This window comes from Nodularia sp. UHCC 0506, assembly GCF_034931045.1.
Classification (GTDB): Bacteria; Cyanobacteriota; Cyanobacteriia; order Cyanobacteriales; family Nostocaceae; genus Nodularia.
Genome location: NZ_JAYGHH010000012.1, coordinates 25796 through 47767 on the forward strand (window position 1 = coordinate 25796; position 21972 = coordinate 47767).

General features: G+C 39.7%; 19 protein-coding genes and 1 pseudogene. 11 read left to right on the plus strand and 9 right to left on the minus strand.

All coding sequences use genetic code 11. The features are described from left to right. Window positions 1-341 precede the first annotated feature (341 nt). The 4 genes from VB654_RS10105 to VB654_RS10120 all read left to right on the plus strand — a co-directional run bounded on the left by VB654_RS10105 (window position 342) and on the right by VB654_RS10120 (window position 6201). Window positions 342-2201 carry an NAD(P)H-quinone oxidoreductase subunit F gene (locus VB654_RS10105; RefSeq protein ID WP_323213589.1) on the plus strand — a complete coding sequence of 620 codons (1860 nt, stop codon included), beginning with the start codon at window positions 342-344 and terminating at the stop codon, window positions 2199-2201. A gap of 171 nt (window positions 2202-2372) precedes the next feature. Beyond that, window positions 2373-3875, plus strand: coding sequence for an NADH-quinone oxidoreductase subunit M (locus VB654_RS10110; protein WP_323213590.1), 1503 nt, complete (start codon window positions 2373-2375; stop codon window positions 3873-3875). 116 nt (window positions 3876-3991) lie between these two features. Continuing rightward, a complete protein-coding gene (locus tag VB654_RS10115; RefSeq protein WP_323213591.1) occupies window positions 3992-5305 on the plus strand; it encodes a CO2 hydration protein in 1314 nt (437 codons plus the stop codon). A 422-nt stretch (window positions 5306-5727) separates the two neighbouring features. Continuing rightward, window positions 5728-6201, plus strand: coding sequence for an AraC family ligand binding domain-containing protein (locus tag VB654_RS10120; protein WP_323213592.1), 474 nt, complete (start codon window positions 5728-5730; stop codon window positions 6199-6201). Between the two features lie 27 nt (window positions 6202-6228). Here the strand turns inward: VB654_RS10120 and VB654_RS10125 are convergent, their stop codons facing one another. Together VB654_RS10125 and VB654_RS10130 are read right to left on the minus strand one after the other, a co-directional pair. Next, entirely contained in the window at window positions 6229-7071 is an 843-nt protein-coding gene (locus tag VB654_RS10125; RefSeq protein ID WP_323213593.1) for a protein rep, read from the minus strand. Window positions 7072-7308: 237 nt separating this feature from the next. Further along, window positions 7309-8028, minus strand: a complete 720-nt coding sequence (locus VB654_RS10130; RefSeq protein ID WP_323213594.1) for a response regulator transcription factor — start codon at window positions 8026-8028, stop codon at window positions 7309-7311. A 641-nt stretch (window positions 8029-8669) separates the two neighbouring features. On the opposite strand from VB654_RS10130, the gene VB654_RS10135 reads away from it, so the two are divergent. Beyond that, window positions 8670-9125: a rhodanese-like domain-containing protein gene (locus tag VB654_RS10135; protein WP_323213595.1), complete on the plus strand. Its 456-nt coding sequence runs from the start codon at window positions 8670-8672 to the stop codon at window positions 9123-9125. A 34-nt stretch (window positions 9126-9159) separates the two neighbouring features. On the opposite strand, the gene VB654_RS10140 is transcribed toward VB654_RS10135, so the two are convergent. Together VB654_RS10140 and VB654_RS10145 are read right to left on the minus strand one after the other, a co-directional pair. Next, window positions 9160-9789 carry a ribonuclease H-like domain-containing protein gene (locus VB654_RS10140; protein WP_323213596.1) on the minus strand — a complete coding sequence of 210 codons (630 nt, stop codon included), beginning with the start codon at window positions 9787-9789 and terminating at the stop codon, window positions 9160-9162. 191 nt (window positions 9790-9980) lie between these two features. Continuing rightward, window positions 9981-10529, minus strand: a complete 549-nt coding sequence (locus tag VB654_RS10145) for a CAP domain-containing protein (protein ID WP_323213597.1) — start codon at window positions 10527-10529, stop codon at window positions 9981-9983. Window positions 10530-10943: 414 nt separating this feature from the next. Between VB654_RS10145 and VB654_RS10150 the strand changes: the two are divergent. Beyond that, a pseudogene (locus VB654_RS10150) lies at window positions 10944-11021 on the plus strand (cyanate hydratase); the annotation flags it as partial. Window positions 11022-11127: 106 nt separating this feature from the next. Further along, window positions 11128-12033, plus strand: a complete 906-nt coding sequence (locus tag VB654_RS10155; RefSeq protein WP_323213598.1) for a site-specific DNA-methyltransferase — start codon at window positions 11128-11130, stop codon at window positions 12031-12033. A gap of 35 nt (window positions 12034-12068) precedes the next feature. On the opposite strand, the gene VB654_RS10160 is transcribed toward VB654_RS10155, so the two are convergent. After that, window positions 12069-12281 carry a hypothetical protein gene (locus VB654_RS10160; protein ID WP_280649406.1) on the minus strand — a complete coding sequence of 71 codons (213 nt, stop codon included), beginning with the start codon at window positions 12279-12281 and terminating at the stop codon, window positions 12069-12071. Between the two features lie 270 nt (window positions 12282-12551). On the opposite strand from VB654_RS10160, the gene VB654_RS10165 reads away from it, so the two are divergent. Further along, entirely contained in the window at window positions 12552-13514 is a 963-nt protein-coding gene (locus VB654_RS10165; protein ID WP_323213639.1) for an SGNH/GDSL hydrolase family protein, read from the plus strand. Here VB654_RS10165 and larE read toward each other — a convergent pair. Further along, complete coding sequence (gene larE, locus VB654_RS10170) at window positions 13495-14322, minus strand: ATP-dependent sacrificial sulfur transferase LarE (protein WP_323213599.1); 828 nt, start codon at window positions 14320-14322, stop codon at window positions 13495-13497. The genes VB654_RS10165 and larE overlap by 20 nt on opposite strands. A gap of 165 nt (window positions 14323-14487) precedes the next feature. Next, window positions 14488-16296, minus strand: a complete 1809-nt coding sequence (gene hrmK, locus VB654_RS10175; protein ID WP_323213600.1) for a hybrid histidine kinase/response regulator HrmK — start codon at window positions 16294-16296, stop codon at window positions 14488-14490. 190 nt (window positions 16297-16486) lie between these two features. Between hrmK and VB654_RS10180 the strand changes: the two genes are divergently transcribed. Then, window positions 16487-17353, plus strand: coding sequence for a branched-chain amino acid ABC transporter permease (locus VB654_RS10180; RefSeq protein ID WP_323213601.1), 867 nt, complete (start codon window positions 16487-16489; stop codon window positions 17351-17353). A 21-nt stretch (window positions 17354-17374) separates the two neighbouring features. Here VB654_RS10180 and VB654_RS10185 read toward each other — a convergent pair whose 3' ends face one another. Together VB654_RS10185 and lipA are read right to left on the minus strand one after the other, a co-directional pair. Next, window positions 17375-17509, minus strand: coding sequence for a photosystem I protein PsaX (locus VB654_RS10185; protein ID WP_323213602.1), 135 nt, complete (start codon window positions 17507-17509; stop codon window positions 17375-17377). A 166-nt stretch (window positions 17510-17675) separates the two neighbouring features. Beyond that, complete coding sequence (lipA, locus tag VB654_RS10190; protein WP_323213640.1) at window positions 17676-18581, minus strand: lipoyl synthase; 906 nt, start codon at window positions 18579-18581, stop codon at window positions 17676-17678. Between the two features lie 410 nt (window positions 18582-18991). Between lipA and VB654_RS10195 the strand changes: the two genes are divergently transcribed. Next, window positions 18992-19591, plus strand: coding sequence for a response regulator (locus VB654_RS10195; RefSeq protein WP_323213603.1), 600 nt, complete (start codon window positions 18992-18994; stop codon window positions 19589-19591). 914 nt (window positions 19592-20505) lie between these two features. Beyond that, window positions 20506-21813: a response regulator gene (locus VB654_RS10200; protein ID WP_323213604.1), complete on the plus strand. Its 1308-nt coding sequence runs from the start codon at window positions 20506-20508 to the stop codon at window positions 21811-21813. Window positions 21814-21972: the final 159 nt, after the last annotated feature.

A 21972-nucleotide genomic window follows, 5' to 3' on the forward strand; every position in this document is an offset into this window, starting at 1 on the left:
ATTTATCTGGGTTTTATATTTATTCAGCCAATCCTAAATATACGAAAACTGCTGGAACTGATAACTGTTAACTGATTTTGCTGTATCGTTTAAACTCAATCATAATTCATAGACTGCACTCTATGGATAAACTTGACAAAAAATTATATAAGAATTAATTACAGTAGACATCACGGATTTATTTTGTTACATAATTCCTTTTTGGTAAATATGAGGGTAAGATGAAAATAATATTAAGCAAAAATAAAATTCCCTTATCTAGAATCATTAGCTAACTGAGAGCAAAGTTAAATTTGTTCCCAGAAGGGCTAATTTGTGCTATCAATACAGAGGTTAATTTTATGGCTCAGTTTCTCCTGGAGACTGTTTGGTTAGTTCCTTTCTATGCCTTAACAGGTGGACTTTTAGCAATTCCCTGGTCGCCGGGAATTATTCGCAAAACTGGCTCAAGACCAGCAGGTTATGTCAATTTAGTCATGACCTTTTTGGCATTAGTTCATAGTGTCTTAGCTTTACAATCAACTTGGAATCAACCACCCCACGAAATATTTATACCTTGGCTATCTACCGCAGGTTTAAACCTCACCATTGCCTTAGAAATTTCTTCGGTAAGTGTGGGCGCAATGGTGATAGTAACTGGCTTGAATTTCTTAGCTCAAATTTTTGCCTTGGGTTACATGGAAATGGATTGGGGTTGGGGACGCTTCTATTCTTTATTGGGATTATTTGAAGCAGGATTATGTGCCTTAGCTTTGTGCAATAATCTGTTTTTTAGCTATGTAATTTTGGAAGTCCTAACATTAGGAACCTATCTATTAGTTGGTTTATGGTTTAGTCAACCTTTGGTAGTCACTGGTGCTAGAGATGCTTTCTTAACCAAGCGGGTAGGAGACTTATTCTTACTTATGGGAGTCTTGGGTTTATGGACTTTATCAGGAACTTGGGATTATACAGAGTTAGCAGTATGGGCTAGTAATACTCAAGTAGACCCAAAGGTGATTACATTAGTAGGTTTAGCATTAGTTGCTGGCCCAATGGGTAAATGCGCTCAATTTCCTTTGCATTTGTGGTTAGATGAAGCGATGGAAGGCCCTGTTCCCAGTACAATTTTGCGGAACTCGGTAGTGGTTGCTAGTGGTGCGTGGATATTAATTAAGCTGCAACCTGTCTTAACTTTATCACCTGTGGTTTCATCGTTTATTATCGCCATCGGTGTGGTGACATCTGTGGGTGCATCCTTAATTGCGATCGCTCAAATTGACGTGAAACGCTGCTTATCTTATTCTGTTAGTGCTTACATGGGCTTAGTGTTTATTGCTGTCGGCACACAACAAGAAGAAACAGCATTATTGTTAGTCCTTACCCATGCTTTAGCTTCAGCATTATTGGTCATGAGTACCGGCGGTATTGTTTGGAATAGTATCACCCAAGATGTGACTCAACTCGGAGGCTTGTGGACACGTCGCCCAATTTCTGGGTTAGCTTTCATAGCGGGAACATTAGGATTAATTGCTTTTCCCCCGTTAGGTAGCTTTTGGGCTTTAGTAGAATTAGCTAATGGTCTTTGGGAAACTTCCCCTTGGTTAGTGGGGGTTATTATTCTAGTCAACGCCTTAACAGCTTTCAGTTTAACCAGAGAATTTGGCTTAATTTTCGGTGGTAAAGCTAAACAAATGAGTGAGCGATCGCCTGAAGTTCACTGGCCAATGGTCATGCCAATGGTAATTTTATTCGGCTTTGTTCTACATTTGCCTTTAGTGTTACAAAGCTTATCAATATTACCTGATTGGGCAAGTCTGAATAAAGATGTCGTGCTATTACTAATCTGGTCAAGTATTTTTGGTTGCAGCATTAGCGCTATCATCTATTTAGGCAATATTCCTAAGCCAATTCGCCTACCTTGGAAACCCTTACAAGATTTATTTGCTTACGATTTTTACACACCAAAACTTTATCGCCTCACCATCATTTTCAGCGTTGCCCAACTTTCCAAATTAGCTGATATGATTGACCGCTTTATAGTTGATGGCATAGTGAATTTAGTCGGGTTATTTTCCCTATTAGGTGGCGAAGGTTTAAAATACAGTACCACTGGACAAACCCAAACTTATGCCTTCACCGTACTTTTAGGAGTAGGCGTTTTATGTGCCTGGATAACTTGGCCATTCTGGAAAATCCAGTTTTTAAGTTTGATGTTTTAAGTCTGCGCTATATGGTGGTTTTTTGGTGAGTTATACCACTTCTGTCTGATGGCTTGTGGGGTGTAGATATGAACGAACCACATTCGCGCAGCGTATGCCCCAGGGCGCTAGGACGCAAAGTACACAAAGAAAGAAAGAAAGAAAGAAAGAAAGAAAGGGAAATTCTAGAGTATGTTGAGTTTTCTGATTTGGATACCAATTCTCAGTGCTGTAATTATCGGGTTTTTACCCAGTAAAGTTGTCCCAGCTAGTCGCATCCGCTTAGTATCTTTAATTGTAGCAGCCATAGTTTTATGCTGGAATTTGTTTATTTTGCTGAAATTTGATATCAGCACTCCAGGGATGCAATTTGAAGAGTATCTACCTTGGAATGACACATTGGGTTTAACTTATCAAATAGGGGTTGATGGGTTATCCATTCTGATGTTGCTGCTTAATAGTTTACTCACTTGGATTGCGATTTATAGCAGTAACCAAGAAACTGAACGCCCACGGCTTTTTTACGCCCTCATCTTATTTATTAGTGGTGGCGTTGCTGGGGCATTCTTAGCAGAAAACCTATTGTTATTCTTTTTGTTTTACGAACTAGAATTAATTCCCTTCTATTTATTAATTTCTATTTGGGGAGGAGAAAAACGGGCTTATGCTGGCATCAAGTTTTTAATTTATACTGCTGTTTCCGGTGCTTTCATTTTAGCTACCTTCTTAGGTCTGGTATTCCTCACTGGTGCTAACAGTTTTGCTTTCGATGCTGTCTCTACCCAAAATATTTCCGCAGGTTTGCAATTCATCCTCCTGGTAGGAATTATTATCGGCTTTGGAATTAAAATTCCTCTGGTTCCTTTCCATACTTGGCTACCTGATGCTTATGTTGAAGCTTCCGCACCCATTGCGATTTTATTAGGTGGTGTGTTGGCAAAGTTGGGAACCTATGGACTGTTACGCTTTGGCATGGGAATGTTTCCCCAAGCTTGGACTGTGGTTGCACCAACCTTAGCTATTTGGGGGGCTATTAGTGCGATTTATGGGGCGGTAATTGCGATCGCGCAAACAGACATCAAGCGCATGGTAGCATACAGTTCTATCGGTCACATGGGTTATGTCTTGCTGGCCAGTGCCTCTAGTACACCGTTAGCAATGGTGGGTGCAGTGGCTCAAATGTTTAGCCACGGTTTAATTCTGGCAATTCTCTTTCACCTAGTCGGGGTGATAGAAGCCAAGGTTGGTACACGTGAATTAGATAAACTCAATGGTTTAATGAGTCCTATTCGCGGTTTACCTTTCATTAGTGCTTTACTGGTTCTCAGTGGGATGGCTAGTGCGGGAATTCCCGGCTTAACAGGATTTGTGGCGGAATTTATTGTATTTCAAGGTAGTTTTTCAGCCTTTCCTTTACCCACACTATTGTGTGTAGCATCTAGCGGCTTAACAGCAGTGTATTTCGTGATTCTCCTCAACCGTACCTGTTTTGGCAAGTTAGATAATAATTTAGCTTACTACCCCAAAGTTGTCTGGGCGGAAAAAATTCCGGCCATAGTTTTGGCAGTTCTAATTATCTTTTTAGGTATACAACCCACTTGGTTAGTGCGCTGGAGTGAAACCACAACTACAGCAATGGTAGCGACAATTACCCCAATAGAAAAAACCGTGGTTGCTCAATTTCCAATTGAATAAATCTAGTTAAGTAGAGCAACAGAAATAATTCAAGGTTTGTAGTAAGGACTTTAGTCCTTAATTTATGCCGGGGAGAGGTCAATTATTCTTTTTCATTTTGATATGAGGCAATAGCAATGGTACAAACTCCAGAAAAATCTACTAGTAAATTACCTCCTTCTCAACATGAATTTGCTGATATCATTCATCGGCTAGAAGCAGGTGGTTCGATGTTGCCAGATACACCTGAAAATTTAAAGCAAATTATCGGCATTTATAAAGCTTATGCCGTACCGATGGATTTCTACTGGCGTAATTTGCTTTATATCGCTGAACGTGTATTTTTAAATCCCTTACCCTTCTTCAAATACTTCTTGCCGAAAGAGTATTTAGAATTGCATAATCATTATGCTGGTGATGATGCAGAATTGAGAGTTTGGCGCGGTGAAGCTACTGCACATCCTGAACTTTTGGCATTTATGGAAAAGGGTGAAACCTTGAAAATGCCTAAGTTATTACATCACTTATTCCATGACCGCATCAATATGGAATTTGCTGAAGCTTGTATGCGGGCTATGTTTTGGCACAGGGGAATGGGTGGGAAATTTGACCCTTATTTAGATAGTCCAGAATATATAGCCAATGCTGATAGAGCTATCAAAGCTTATTTCCAAGGAAACCCGGTAATGTTGGGGCTTTATAAACTGTTCCCAGATATGTTTCTAGAACAGTGCCGCCAAATGTCTTACTATTCTAATTTGGGGCTATTCTGGGAAGTTATGGCTCCGGTATTTTTTGAAATGTCAGATTTATATGACGAAGGGAAAATTACTACTGTCCCAGAAGCCATGAATTTTCTGGTAAATGGCATTTTTGCAGTAGCAAGTCGTCCAATTTACCATCATGTTTATATCCGTGGTGAATGCTACGAAATCATTCCCAAATCTGAAGGTTTTGTCTGGTTGTATGAAGCTGCATTACCTTATGTAGAAGCTGTTTTTTATCGCACAGCACCCTTTAGGGGAACAAAATCTTATAATGCTCAAGCCGGTCAAGTACCAAATAAGCAAGAGGATTTCCACTATGGTATTCTTTATGCTGATGTATTTCCGGTGGGTACAGCAGGTATTCCCCCAACATTATTAATGCAAGATATGCTGCATTTCTTGCCAGAATATCTGATTGAAGATTACAAAAAACATTGCCGAGGCGAAGATGATATGTTGATTCAGTTGGGAATTACTTTTCAACGGTCAATGTACAACGTTACATCTGCGGTAATTCAAGCCTTACGCACAGCATTACATCATCCTTTAGATGACCCTGACCCTGAGCATTTAAAAGCCAATAGAGACTTTTATGAGTCGCAGTTAAATCGCTTTACTCGCACTGATTACGGTATGCGTGATGCGGCGCGTCTGCGTGATATTCAAAGCCAAGATTATCGTTGATATTTTCTCACTGCTAAGTCAGTAGGCGAGAAAAATTCAATGTATATGAAGAAATACAAATTACCAGTAGGGTGTGTTATGCCGTAGGCTAACGCACCTTTAATTTTTAACTGAACGCAGTCGAATTTTTGACGGTGCGTTGCGCTTCGCTACAACACACCCTACGCTTCATTTTTTTAAATAGATTTGCATATTATATCTACCGATAAATCAGTGAATATATAAACTCATATCGAAGCTATTTTCTAATTTCAAGTGAAGCAATTTGCTTTTCCCAGGCATCCATTTGTGGTATTCCTGGGATTTTTTTATGTTTTCTTCTGACAGCAATAATTAGTCTATGTCACATAACTAACACCGCAGTGTTCATGCAGCTAACGCTGCGAATGTGGTGAAGTATCAGTATGGAATGAATCAACTTAATGGAAACTCTTGGATATGTTCGTCGCGACCTTCATGTTCTTCATGATTGGTGTAAGCATCAGTTTGATATGAAGCAAATGTCTTCTAGTAATTTAGTTTTTAATCGAACTCATAAATGGTTTAAACATGAGGCTATACTCACTAAACCTTTACAGATTAAATCAGGTAATTTCGATTATAGAGTTACTCGACTAGGTAATCTAATTTATCCAGGTTGGGACTGTGCTTTACTTGCTTATTACCGTCCTGGTGGTTGCATGACAAAACATCGTGATCATTCTGATTTTGAATCCCTACTTGTATCTGTCAATATCGGACAAGCTACTTTGCTTATCAATGATTATCCATATAACCTTCAGGATGGTCAGGTTATCAAATTTAATTCCCATATTCCCCATGAGCTTTATCCGGTTACATCTGACCGTTGGTCTTTGACATTCCGTCGGATTAAACCTCAGTATCTACGCTTTTAAATCCCTTAAACCCTTTTAAAGCATTGATTAGGTGGCTTTAATGGTATCGCTTGTATCACTCACTATTTCACTCACTATTTTAAATCTCTGTAATTTGCTCTCCCATTTGAAAGATAATTTTCCTTCATCAACCTCATCTATCTCTTCACTCGCGCCAATGAGGTCTTGATTTTCCTCTTCTAACTCTCGCATATAGTGTCTGAGTATACCCCCTACAGCGATCGCTCTGCTTTGATGCAACTGACGGGTTAACTCTAAAAACCATTCTCTATCCCCTATCAAATCCGATTCTTTCACCTGATACTTGAGGATTTCTGGAATCAGCCGTTTGGGGTCCTGATGCTTGGCGATCGCGCTAATATGAAGAATGGGCTGATAATCTATCCGTAAGCACTTTTGCCACAAAGCCACCCACTTTGCATGAGAAATATAACCATGACTAAAATACGAAGGCTGTACCATCGCCAAAATATGTAAATGTGGGTGCGCTGATATCCCGTCTTTACCCTTCGTCACTTCTATCGATTTAATCCAACCCTTTGCAGGCCAGGCTTTTAATTCAGATAATCGCTTAAATGCTTTATTCATTTCATGCAAAGTTTCCCTGAGTTGCTGAATTTGGCAGTTTTTGACTGTGAGGGTGATAAATAGCCAACGATATTTGGGATAATCTGTCACAACCTGTGGGAGAATTTTATAGGCTCTAGCCTTCCACATAAGCGATCGCCTCCACTGACAAACCGGACAGTGGCGCACTCTACAAAATCGCGCATTTGACAGTTTTAACTTAAAAATACCTGCTGCTGCTTCTGGTAATAATTGAAACTCCAGCAAATCAGCACACATTCTCATCCGCCAAGCATACTCCAAGAAGGAATTTTCCCCAGATGTAGCGTAATAGTAGGCAATTTTCTCCGCATTGGCTCGGTGTTTGTCCCAAATTTCACCTATGGGAGAAATATCAGCTAAACTCGGTATATCTTGACTTTTGGTGAACTTTTGCTGCGATAATTAGCAACAATAAAGTTTTCCTCTGGGGGTTGAGTAGACACAAAATACTTTAGTGTATTCAGTATAAAAACTCAAGCTTAACACTAAATTATATACTCAACCAATCGCAGTAGATTCTGGTAGTTCAAACTTGTAACCGTAGCCGCGCACAGTTTTAATAAACTCAGGAACAGTACTATCAATTTCCAACTTTTTACGCAGTTGTCCTATATGCACATCAACTACCCTCCCATCACCCACATATTCGCAATTCCAGATTTTTTGAATTAGCTGGGGACGACTCCAAGCTTTACCAGGATGACTTGCTAAAAAGTGTAAGATATTAAACTCCAGAGCTGTTAAAGACAGAGGCTGGTCATTAAGTGTTACCACCCGATTATCTGGGTTAATTGCTAACTGTTTAAAAACAAGACGTTGTGTGGGATAGTGATCAATACAGCGAATGCGTCTCAAAAGAGCTTGTATTCTCACTTCAACTTCAGCTAGACTAAACGGTTTAGTCATGAAATCATCAGCACCTGCGGAAAGAATCTTAATTTTATCGGACTCAGCAGTTCTTCCCGTCAGTATCATCACTAAAACATTAGTGCGACTCTGCATTTCTTGACACAGTTGGTAGCCATTGATGTCTGGTAAATTCCAATCTAAAATTACTAAGTCGGGATTGAATTTGTCAAACAAGAACAAAGCTGTTTTACCATCTGCGGCTGACTCTATTTGATATTTTCGACTTAAAAAGCGCTGGATAAGATTGCGGATGCCTAAATCGTCATCGACAACAAGAATCTTAGGATTTGTAACAGCAAGCATCACCATAACGTTTTAGCCTATTTTTGATCTGGCGATTCATTTTTGTTGTGGTAGCGACTTTACGGTAAGCCATTTTTTTTGTGAAATACGCTGTAATTACATTTTCCCTAGAGTTATAACTGCACCCTATCAAAAAAGTTTTACTCTAGTGTTGATGTAATAATTTGTGCCTGTTTGGTTTGTTTACTTAGGTATCTAACAGTTTCTGGCAAAACTTTTTCACTGTATTGCTTCGCTTTACTTAATTTTCTATTAAGTTTATTAAAAGTTCAGCTACCAAATTTGTCAACAGTTAGGATTATCCTTGACTAAAATTATTTTCTGTATCCATCAATGAAAATAGATTAGCCAAGAATTTCTGAGTTCAGGGATTCAAGCAAGATTAATTGTAGATATTTTAACTCAGGGTAAAGCACAAAGAATGAAATAAAAGGTATGAAATAAATCAGGTGTACTGCAATTTTACGTAAGATAGAAAAAAATAACTCTGGATTTCAACAGGAATTAAGCCGACATAATTAAATAATAAAAATTCATTAAGCTAATCTGCCTGTAGATAGAAGTTGAAGATATTCATACCTGCGAAAGAACATAATTATGTATATATATTGCTAACTTACTGTTAGTAAGTTTAGTTAAATAAGGTTATGAATACTAATCCGCTAAAGGCTATTATTCCCTCACAGCCACCAGTAGAAGCGCAATCTGACGTTTATGCAGTTAAGTCTCGTTTGGAATGGGGCGAACCAGCTTTTACAATTATAGATGTGCGCGATCGCCAGACCTACAATGATGGTCATATCATGGGGGCAATGCCAATGCCTATAGATGAGTTAGTCGATAGAGCTACGTCATCTTTAGATCAACATCGTGATATATATATATACGGTGCGGATGAGCAACAAGCCGCCCAAGCCGCTAGAATACTTCGTAGCGCTAAATTTGACCATGTATCTCAACTTAAAGGTGGTTTAGCTGCCTGGAAGGAAATTGGCGGCCCCACAGAAGGTATTATTGAATCCAAAACTCCCACAGGTGCAGATGATTTAAATGTGGTGTCTCGGATGCAAGACCACTTGGAAAATCTCAATCAAGATGTGTAGTGTCAATAGTTACTAGCAACTATTGACTGTTTACTCAATGCTCAAATATATCCTTAAATTGCAGCAAGTCTAAGGTAACTAAAGTTGGCAACACTTGAAAGCATTCCTGAGCGATTTCCCAACGTTCTTCTCGTTTCAGCATTTCTGTGAGTTTCTGCTGTATGCCGAGTAAGTAGCGAACATCATTGGCGGCATAATTGAGTTGAATTTCTGATAAATTATCAGCGTTACCCCAATCGGAACTTTGAGCGCTTTTGTCTAATTCTATGTGTTCTAACTCTAGTACTACCTCTTTGAGTCCGTGACGATTGGTGTAGGTACGAGCCAGTTTACTGGCAATTTTGGTACAAAAAACGGGCTGAACCTGAATTCCCAGGTTATGGCGTAACGTCGCCACATCGAAACGCGCGAAGTGAAAAACTTTAACGACGTTCACCGCTTCAAAGAGTGTTTTTAAATTTGGGGCTGCGGTTTGCCCTTTAGCGATGCGAATTGCGGTGACTTTACCTTCTCGATTGCATAGCTGAACCAAACACAAGCGATCGCGGTGTGGTAATAATCCCATTGTTTCGGTGTCGATAGCGATGGCATCGGATGCTAAATACTCAGCCAAAATAGCGTCACTCAAATCGCGATCGCCTACTTGAAAATCTTGTAATGTCATAAATTACCAATAATAAATGCAGTGCCTTTTAGAACAAAATATAGCACTACGCATACACGTTAGGACATTGTTGATTGCTGAAAGCCTTGAGCTAACTTGGTTTCTAGTCAGCACGGGCTAAACGAGCCATACCCCCAGGGCTATACCATCAGGCACTACATTATTATTGTCCAAAAACTTAGTAAATCAATCTATCTACTACTAAGGAAAATTTGGGTGAGGTAAACTTCGCCTTTTTGATTGGTCGCCACACCAATCCCTGTCAGGTTGAAATTGCCTTGAATATTCTTCAAATGTCCGGGACTTTCCAACCAACCCTTAACAGCTTGACTCGCCGGATTGCTATATCCCCGATTGAATGCGACATTCTCTGACGCATTGTTGTAGCGCAGGGGAATAGCTGTGACTCGCTGTTCAAATCCGTCATGGCTAAAAGGGACTTTACCATTAGCCATGTTTTGGCTGTGTATCCTTGCCTGTTGAGTGATATTTGCATTTAGGGTCAACTTTGGCAGATTATGAGTAACTCGATATCGATTAATGTCGTCAAAAATTGATTTTTCTAGGGCATTTGTGTCAAAGTTAGTAGTTAATGTTGCAGCCTGACTGGAAGGAATGAATAACGGTTGATTACGAGTGGTTTGTTCTGTAGATTCTTTACCTGTTATGGGAGCATTCATTAATCCACTCGCCAGGACAAGCGTACTTAAAGCGATGCCAAAAGCAGGTTGTCGGAACATGGACAGTCGCGTGATATGTGTAATTGTTAGACCTATAATCTAACTTCTTGTTCTCAGAATACAGAACAGGATACTATTTTAAATTCATCGAATCCCGGCATTTTGGCAAATAGTTTACAGAAAAAATAAGTAAACTATTGTTGTTTGAAATACTGAAATAAATCAGTCTGAAGTAGGATGCGATCGCTTGCCCAAAGTTCAGTTCAGTAATGTTAAAATTTAGTTAATATCCGGTTTAATTTTACCATCCAGTCAATGCTATTACTTATTTCTACGGTATAGGTCGTTTTGTATGGCTTACGCCATGCAAGCTATCAAAATTCAAATAGGAGTTTTATATTTAAGATAATTTGATACTAAGTATATCTATTTACTCTTTTGCCAGCAGCGATCGCCTAAAAGTAACTTTACATCGTGGAAAAAGAATCAGACCCCAAAGGCGATCGCCTGAAAGTTATTATGTCTGGTAAATTCCTCCCTTACAAAAAGTGATAAAATTTCAGTTATGCGTAGAGTGGGCTATTACCAAAAAACTGGGTTTAAAGCCTCATTAAATCTGCTGTATAAAATTTCAACCCTTTTGAACTAGTTAAAACTCTTGCAAGAAAAAACAATCACATCATCAAATGAGATAATTTTAAATCCTTATTACACCCAAAGTTTAGGGACAGCGTATTTGGGTGATAGCCTAGAACTCATTAAATCTATTGAGCCAAATAGTATTAATCTCATCCTCACATCACCACCATTTGCGCTCACACGTCAAAAAGAATATGGTAATGAAAGCGCAGAAAAATATATTGAATGGTTTCTACCTTTCGCCAATGAGTTTAAAAGAGTTCTTACAGAGAATGGCTCATTTATTTTAGATTTAGGTGGTGCTTACCTTCCTGGTCATCCTGTACGGAGTATCTACCAATATGAACTCTTAGTCAGATTGTGTAAAGAAGTCGGCTTTTTTCTCGCTCAAGAATTCTATCACTATAATCCAGCTCGATTACCTACCCCAGCAGAGTGGGTGACAATTAGACGCATTCGGGTGAAAGATTCTGTCAATGTAGTTTGGTGGTTGTCGAAAACACCAAATCCTAAAGCCGACAACAGAAAAGTTTTAAAGCCATATAGCCAGAGTATGAAACAACTACTGAAAAATGGCTATAAAGCTAAAATTCGTCCCAGTGGACATGATATTTCTGAGAAATTTCAAAAAGATAATCAGGGAGCAATTCCGCCAAATTTGTTAGAAATTGCCAATACCCAATCCAATAGCGCTTATTTACGGCGATGTAAAGCCGAGGGAGTAAAACCCCACCCGGCAAGATTTCCAACCGGCTTTGCTGAATTTTTCATCAAATTTTTAACTGATGAAGGTGATCTGGTGTTAGACCCATTTGCAGGTTCCAATACAACTGGGTTTGTGGCTCAAACTTGGCAACGCCGATGGATTTCTTTTGAAATTAATGAGGATTATGTTATGGGAAGTCGTTATCGATTCGGTCAATAGTTCAGTTGGGAAATTTTAAATTCATAACTGTTGGCTCAAATCTCGCCATTCACCTGCATTTGATGAACTTGATCGGCTAATTCTTGACGACTTTGATCATCTAGCTTGTCAATAGCTAGCATTCCCATAAGAATAACCTCTTTGAGGGTTAAACGTGTCGAATGTGCCTGTTTTTGCACAATCTCCTTAATAATTGGACTGACACCAATTGCTGTACTAGCTCTAGCCACAGAATAAGAAAGAAACATTAATTACTTCGCCTAAATCTTAGCACTTTCCAGATGTTTCTTCTATATATTCTCCAAAAAACTATTCTGAAATAAAACTGACTTCATAGTAAAAAATTATGTCTTAAAGAAATGGTGAATTCTTAAACATAATCTTGTAAACTTACTTTACAGAAATATACAATAGGGTATAAATAACAATAATTACTAAATCTCAGTAGAATTTTCCTGAATATAGGTGATTAATACTGTCATAGGAAAAAAGCAGTAAAAATGAGGAAAGAAAAAGCGATGAGGGAACCTTATCTGTTAGCAGCAAGCTTGTTAACAGGACTAGCAATACCAGCATCGGCTGTTCCACAGATGTCGAGCTTTCTGCCAGAAACTTCTAAATTATTGCGGAATTTGCCACAGGATTCCGAGATCACAGTGGATAAAAAAAACATCCCTAGTCTTGACATATCCTTACCAGAATTCAGCAATCAACAATTATCAGACTCATTATTTCATCCCAGATCCCAGCAAGATCATCGGCCATTAACATCGGGTCATCAACTTTACCAACAAAGATTGGCGGCTTTGAAAACAGGTCAGATTTATACACGGACAGATAGCGATACTTTGCAAGTATCATGGGATTCAAGTCAGGAATATCAAGTCACTTATGAAGACTGGAAACATTTATTAGCTTTAGAAGCCAAAGCTATCAGCCAAGGACAAGGTGCAAGTTATTTAGGGATCTTAGTTGGTGATTCCTTAAGTATGTGGTTTCCTAAAGAAAAACTGCCCACAGGTAAATTGTGGCTAAATCAAGGCATATCTGGAGATACTGCTGCTGGCATTTTTAGAAGATTGCGGGCATTTTCGGCTACACGACCGAATGTCATTTATATCATGGCTGGAATTAACGACTTACGCAAAGGCGATAGTAACGCAGAAATTTTGCTTAATCATCGGCGAATTATCCGTACTTTGCGCCTGTCTCACCCCAAAAGTCAGATCATAGTGCAATCAATTTTGCCGACTCGCCTACCGACAATTCCTAATAGCCGAATTATTCAGATTAATACACAGTTGGCTGTGATTGCTCAACAAGAAAAAGCTGATTATCTGAATATTTATCACTGGTTTACAGACATTCAAGGCAATTTGCGCCCAGAATTGACAACAGATGGTTTACACCTGTCTCAAGAAGGCTATGATATTTGGCGTTCAGCACTACAACAGATAGAATTTACACACTCAGGGAATTAGGTGAGAATTTGAGAACTTGATTCAACTTACCACTGCGATAACCTTCTAAATCCAGTGTGACATAGATAAATCCCAGACCCTGAAATGCAGAGACTACTGCTTCTAAATCCGTAGTCAAGACAAAATCTTTGATCTGTGCTGGTAATAATTCAATCCGCGCTGTATCTCCTTCAGAACGCACACGCAAATTCTGCCAACCCAGCTTTCGCAGATAAATTTCTGCCCTACCCACCCTTTGCAACTTGGCGACAGTAATTTCTTCACCGTAGGGAAAGCGAGAACTCAGACAAGGTTGGGCGGGTTTATCCCACCAAGGTAAACCGAGTTGTTGTGAAAGTTGACGAACTTCGGCTTTCGTCACTCCAACTTCTGCTAAAGGCGATCGCGCGCCTCGTTCTTTAGCCGCTTGAATTCCTGGGCGATAATCGTGTAAATCATCAGCATTCACCCCATCCACTACATAGGGATAACCTAGCTGCAAAGCTAAGGGTTTGAGGGTATCATGCAGCTCACTTTTGCAAAAATAACAACGGTTAACAGGGTTAGAAGTGTAATTGGGATTATCCATTTCGTGAGTTTGGACAATTTTATGCGGAATTCCCATTGTTGCGGCTTGGATTTTCGCATCTTCCAATTCTTCTGGCAATAGCGAAGGCGAAACAGCTGTGATAGCCAAAGTGCGATCGCCTAACACATCATAAGCAATTTTGGCAACTAAAGTACTATCAATCCCTCCAGAGTAGGCAATCAAAGCCTGCTCCATTTCACTAAATAAAACTTTTAATTGCTCAAGTTTTTCTGTCAACATGATTTCCCAATCTAGGCAAAACCCTATACCACCCAACTAATTCTATCTTAGATACAAAGCTCCTGATTTTCAGTCAGCCAACCGTACTTTCTTGTACAAACAAGATTTATCGCGTCTCAGCACTCAGCACTCAAAACTCAGCACTCAGCACTCAAAACTCAGCACTCAGCACTCAGCACTCAGCACTTTCCCATGCTTGGCTACTAAACTGCCTAAAAGAGCTAAATCAAGCGGTTTAGAAATATAATCATTGACTCCAGCCGCTAAACAAGTTTCGCGATCGCCTTTCATTGCCATTGCTGTTTGAACAATTACAGGAATCAGCTGATACTTAGCTTCTTGTCTGATCTGCTGAACCAATTCTAAACCATTGCCATCTGGCAGATAAATATCCATTAAAATTACTAACATTTCTGGGTTTAACTGTGTCAGCGCTGTCCACATTTCGGCAGCATTCTTTACCCAAATTACCTGATAACCCAATGTACCCAGATAAATTCGGATTAACTCGGCATTAGGTATATCATTTTCCACCAACAAAATTTCTAGAGGAGAGTTAGAGGTAATCAGTGGGCATTTTTCTCCCTCTTCCTTCTCTGCTTCTCCCTCTTCCTTCTCTGCTTCTCCAACAGGCTTGACCGGGAGGATAATCGTAAAACGCGAACCGTGATCAACTTCCGATTCCACTTCCAGCCAACCACCATGAATTTCCACCAACTTCCGAGTCACAGTTAACCCTAAACCAGTTCCTTCATGGCGATTTACTAGAGTATTAGCAATTTGAAAATAGGGTTGAAATAGTCGCAATTGATTTTCTTGGGAGATGCCAATACCAGTATCCCAAACTATAAAATGTACAAATTCATCTTTGGGCAAAACATCTAAGCCCACAGCACCTGTCTTGGTAAACTTGAGGGCATTAAACAGCAAATTCAACAGCATTTGCTTCAGTCGTAGAGGGTCAGCAACTAAGGTGGTGACATTGGGATCTAGTTTGAGGCGCAGTTGCAAACCCTTATTAGCGGCTTTCTCTTTGACTAGTGCCAAAACATTACGACATATCTCCGGTACATTGATATTTTCCCATTCCACTTCTAGCTGGTTGGCTTCAATTTTTGAGAGGTCTAAAATATCGTTGATCAGCGTGAGTAAATGCTTACCGCTAGATTGAATAATCCTTAAATACTCTTGGTGGTGTTCCCTAGTGGGATCGTAGCCTTGGGCTAAGAGTAGTTGGCTAAAACCAATAATCGAACTTAAAGGTGTACGAATTTCGTGACTGGTATTAGCTAAAAACTGGTTTTTCAGTTCATTGGTGCGCTCTAGTTTTTCATTAGAACTGCCCAGCTGTTGCGATTGTTGCTGTAAAGATTTGATTCTTTGCAGTTGTGCTAGTGCCGCCACACACTGCTTAGTAGATCGTGCCAGTAATTGTGAGCTAAGTTGAGATTGGGATGCTGTGAGTGCTTTTTCGTCAGACTGTAGAGACGTTTTAGAGATCATTAACCAACCAATTACAGCCCCAGCATCATCAGTTAAACGCCAGACCTGATTTGGTTGTTGGCTCTCAAGTTGCTGTAAATCCTGAAGTGTTATGACTGCTTGCAGTTTTAATTCCAGCTTTTTATCTTTTGTCTCTAGATATATCAGTGGTGGGTATGGCGAGTCAGAACAAGAAACATAACTCACCTGACCAATTTTGGATCGTGGTTGAAATAGAGCGATCGCTACCGTCATACTATGCAAAGCCATACCCAGCTCGTCTACCACGGCTTGGAAAATTTCCGCTTCTGTGGTTCTATGCTGTAAGACGGGACTACAAACAGACAGTAAGCAATCATTAAGGCGACTTTGCAACTGGTTCAAGCTGCGTTCCAGCCACAACTCGGCACGAAGTTGTTGCATTGTTGTCAAAAGTGGGGGCGTTTTATCTACTGATGAGTTTTGTTCTGGTAAGCTTGAATATTGCTGCATGGTCAACTAGACCGTTGAACAAATTTGACTTGGCATAAAACAGAAAACAATATCTTATGTATATTAACTCACAACTGTCTTTTTTTTTTAATTCATAACTTATAGTGACTATCAACACTATCAAACCAAAATTATTCTATAAAACCGACCGCATAATATTTTCTTAGGGGCAATTATTTAGCCAAAACCGATGGATACACAAATTATTCAACTAATTGTTAATGGGATTGCAGTCGGAAGCATTATTGCTCTCGCCGCCGTGGGACTGACGCTGACCTACGGTATTTTACGGTTATCTAATTTTGCTCACGGTGATTTCCTAACTTTGGGATCATATTTAACCCTGTTAGTCAATGCCGGGGGCATAAATATTTGGCTATCCATGATTCTGGCGGCAGTGGGAACGGTAGCCGCCATGCTACTTTCAGAAAAATTATTGTGGTCAAGAATGCGCTCTATTCGTGCCACTTCCACCACATTGATTATTATCTCTATTGGACTGGCCTTATTCCTACGCAATGGCATTATCTTTTTTTGGGGCGGCCAGAACCAAAATTATGATTTACCTGTAACGACGGCTTTAGATATTTTTGGCATCAAGGTGCCACAGAATCAATTGTTGGTATTGGGGTTAGCAATATTTGCTATTTTGGCGCTGCACTATCTCCTGCAAAACACCAAAATTGGTAAAGCGATGCGAGCCGTGGCTGATGATTTAGATTTAGCTAGAGTTTCTGGTATCAATGTCGAACAAGTTATCCTTTGGACTTGGATTATTGCTGGCACATTCACCTCTTTGGGTGGCAGTATGTATGGATTAATTACAGCTGTCCGCCCGAATATGGGATGGTTTTTGATTCTCCCCTTATTCGCTTCCGTGATTTTAGGGGGTATTGGTAATCCCTATGGTGCGATCGCTGCTGCTTTAATCATCGGTGTTACCCAAGAACTCAGCACCCTGTGGATAGGTTCGCAATATAAACAAGGTGTAGCCCTGTTAATTATGATTTTGGTGCTACTCATTCGCCCCAAAGGTTTATTCAAAGGCACGATCTGAGCAGCACCATTCCACGTCTAATTATTCAATGATGTGGAAGTAGTAAGCTGCCACCAGGAAGTTAACAGCTAATAACAGCAAGGCCCAACCAGCGCGAAAAGTGTACGGGGGTTTAGCTCCTGTTGATGGAACTGGGGAATTTTGAACTCTAGCCATCAGTCGTTCTCCTTCTTTATTGACTTTCTAAGAAATACCAAACACCTGTACCAAAAACCCAATTTCTTTAGAAATATTTGTGTCATTAGTCATTGGTCATTGGTCATTGGTCATTGGGAAGTTACCGTCTTCTCCCCCCTGCACCCTGCACCCTGCACCCTACCTCTTACCCCTCCTCACCCGCATGATAGGAACTACGAACCAAGGGACCAGAACGGACATGGTTAAATCCCATTTCTGATGCTACGCTGCCTAGTTCATCAAATTCTTCTGGTGTCCAATATTTTTGAACCGATAAATGTTCCAAGGAAGGACGCATATACTGGCCGATAGTCAGGCGATCGCATCCCACCGACCTTAAATCCGCCATAGTTTCTATGACTTCCTCCCTGGTTTCGCCGTGTCCCAGCATCAAACCTGATTTGGTTGGAATAGTCGCATCAATTTCTTTAACTACAGCCAACACTCGTAGCGATCGCTCATACTTAGCTCCCCGACGCACAGGGCCTGTTAACCGCCGCACTGTCTCCACATTGTGATTAAAACAAGCTGGTTTAGCTGTCACAACCGTGGCTATTCTTTGCCGTTGACCTGATTCCCCAGCACCACTACCACCCCAAAAATCTGGTGTTAGCACCTCAACTTGAGTCTCTGGATTTAACAGCCGAATAGTATCAATTGTTTTCACAAACTGCCCTGCGCCCTGATCTGGCAAATCATCACGGGCGACAGAAGTTAGCACCACATAACGCAATCCCAAAAGCTGCACAGCTTCTGCGACTTTTCGCGGTTCTTCTAAGTCAATCGGCATTGGTGCATGACCTTTATCCACTTGACAAAAAGCACAAGAGCGTGTACAAACAGGGCCTAATAGTAAAAAAGTGGCAATTTTTTGAGCATAGCACTCCCCTCTATTCGGGCATCGTCCTTCTTCACAAATGGTGTGAATCTGACGTTGCTTAATAACGCGTTGTACAGTAGAAAGTTCACTAGCTTTGCCAATGGGGCGACGTAACCAGCTAGGCATTGCCGTAATTTCCGACTGGAGTTGGGCTGGTTGTGGCGAAGTCATAGACATCCAAGCAATATCCAATAGTACTGTGGGGCGAATTTCCTTTGCACTGAAGCAAGGTTCAAACCCTAAGTACCACCATGACACAAATTTTAAAAAAAAATTGCACTAGTTTTTTTAATTACTTACGTTTTTAGCATTTATAGCGAGATATACTATCCCCCAGTGGGCAAAAAATTTGTATATAGTGGGAACATTCTCATAATGAAGAGTACTGAGTTGAAAGTTCTGGAGCGCAGAGAGAGGCATAAGCAAAGCGCTGAGTTAAAAGACTGCCCACAAAAGGCGGAGTTTGTACTTAAGTACTGCAATCCTTTCTTCCTATTTAATGCACTCAGAACTCAGAACTGAGTAACATCAATCAGCAAAATCGCTATTTACATTTAAAATTTCTGTTAGAGCAATAAGCCGTGGCAAGCAACAAAATTTTAGTTATCGATGACACTACAGTAGTCAGGTTAAAAGTAAGAGAAATGTTGCCTCCAGGCAATTTCGAGGTATTAGAAGCAAAAGACGGTTTGGAAGGATTCAACTTCATCCGTCAGGAAAAACTCAGTTTGATCATGCTGGACTTTCTCCTACCTAAAATGAGCGGTTGGGAAGTGTTTCAGCAAGTTCAAGCACAGCCTGAGTTAAGAAAGATTCCCTTGGTGATCATGTCTGGTCGTAAAGAAGAGGTGACGGAAAAACTTACGGAGCCTTTTGAATACTTTGAATTTTTGGGAAAGCCTTTTGACCAGAAGCAACTAATTAGTGCGATCAAGGCAGCGATGGTTAAAGCTAAAAAGCCTCGCTCAGAAACAGTTTCAGTCGCGGCTGTAGCTGCCAAGAATAGCCCGGCAACCCCTCCTCGTATAGTAGTGCCAGTAGCATCTTCTGATAATCAGTCACCGACTTCAGCAGAAATAAATGCACTGAATGAAAAAATTATCAAGATGCAAGCAGAAATCGATGGTTTAAAGAAACAGCTAGGTCAGGTGGTGACTTTTATTAAACAAAAAATCAAGTAGTATTTGGACTTACATTTATTCATATAGTCTTTGCCATGTAACCTTTAAAACAAATACTGGATTAAATGTAAGTAAAAATATTTAACACTGCAAGGCGGAAATCCCAAGAGAGTCTACGGCACACTACTCGGTAAGCACAGCCATGCCCACTAGGGCTTGACAAAAAGTTTATTCTATTAGGCTTTTCATTGATTTTGAATGGTCTGTTTATTTACACCGACTTGTACGAGAAAGTTTATATATCTAATCATCCTGCCGAACATACTCTATTTAAGGGTAAAGGCAGGCTTTATTTAGGGCTTGCTGAATAAGTATAAAACCCAGATAAATCGAAGGTTTGAGGCTGATAAACCCGAAAGTAGGTGCAAGGCTTTTGAAGGGTGTACCATCAAAAATGTGAATTTTAGGTTGAATAAATCAGAAAATTTGGGGATGACAGATAGCTGATACTGTTCCCTGTTCCCTACCTCCACAACGGCACACTACGCGAACAGCAAACCCTATTTATTTAAAGAGTATGCTCATTTGACCTCCTTGTAATAAATAGTTAGGGATTATTGGGCTAATCACTACCCTTGAGTAGATTATTCTCTGATGAGGTCTTACTCGATTATGTTTAGTCCGAGCCTTGAAAAATTTATGTGCAGTGTATTGTATAGAAATAGCAAGAATCAATACCTTTTTGGGAAAACTAGTGAATAAGGGGTAGCGATCGCCAAGCATAACCCTGCCAATTATTCTTTTGCAAGAACGGCAGAAAAAGAATGTTTACTTATGTTTCACACTTAGATATTGAGCCTACGCCCAACAATACGGGCTTATCTGCAAAATATTATGACAAAATAAGTCAAATGTATTTCAGCGTAATGAAACAGAAAAAATAATTATAAAACTCTCAAAACTTAGAAATACATATGTCTACTATGCAAGAAAAAGATTTAATTCTAATCGTAGATGATACAAATAGCAATCTAGAAATAGTCTCTCAGGCACTGACTTATTCAGGCTTTGAAGTTATTACCGCTATTGATGGAGAAATAGCTCTTAAACAGGTACAAGATAGACAACCTGACTTGATTCTATTAGATGTGATGATGCCTAAAATAGATGGGCTTGAGACTTGTAAAAAATTGAAAGAAAATCTCAAGACTCGTGATATACCTGTGATTTTTATGACAGCAATTTCTGATACACATACTAAAATCAAATGTTTTGCTTTAGGAGCTGTAGACTACATAGTTAAACCTTTTCAAAAGGAAGAAATTTTAGCGAGAATTAATACTCATCTGCAATTACGGCATCTTACTAAGACTTTAGAACAAAGAGTCGCAGAAAGAACAGCAGCACTGACTCAAGCCTTAGAAGACTTACAAAAGTCTCAACTCCAACTTGTACAGAAAGAAAAAATGTCTGCACTTGGTCAATTAGTTGCAGGGATTGCTCACGAAATTAATAATCCAGTTGGTTGCATTTATGGCAATCTTGGCCATACTGCGACATATTTTCAAGACATGATCAACTTAATTAACCTATATCAGCAGCACTATCCTTTGCCGGTTCAGGAAATTCAAGCAGAAATCGCCGCCGTAGACTTAGATTATGTGCGTAGTGATTTACCTAACTTAATTGCTTCCATGAAAGAAAGTGTTCAACGGATTCGCAACATCAGCACCAGTTTACGCACCTTTTCTCGTGAAGATAGCGATCGCAAAGTTTATTGTAATATTCATGATGGTATTGACAGTACAATCATGATTCTCAAACACCGCTTAAAAGTATCCCAGAGTCGTCCTGATATTGAAGTAATTAAAGATTATGACAATTTACCGAAAGTTCAATGCTTTAGCGGTCAAATGAATCAAGTTTTTATGAATTTAATAGCTAATGCAATTGAGGCGATAGAGGAGTCTAATGTAGGGCGGAGTTATGCTGAAATTGAAGCCAATCCTAATCAAATCACAATTCAGACGAGGCTAACTGAAGATGCCAATCATGTCTTGATTCGGATCAAAGATAATGGAGTAGGAATGTCAAATGATATCCAGCAGAAATTATTTGAATATTTATTTACAACTAAACCAGTGGGACAGGGTACTGGCTTAGGGTTATCAATTGCCCATCAAATTATCGTGGAAAAGCACCAGGGAAATCTGGAAGTTAATTCTACTCCAGGCAAAGGTTCAGAGTTCATCATCACCATTCCCATTTCAACGAATCCCTAAAACTTTCCAAAAAATATCTGGTTTTAGACAAAAAATATTTATTTTAAAGTTTCTTTCGTGAAATATAACTTTTTGTAATTGGGGCTTGCTGAAAAAGTTTTGTCGTGGAGGCAGGGAACAGGGAACAGGGAACGGTTTAAGTGATCTGTCATCCCCAAA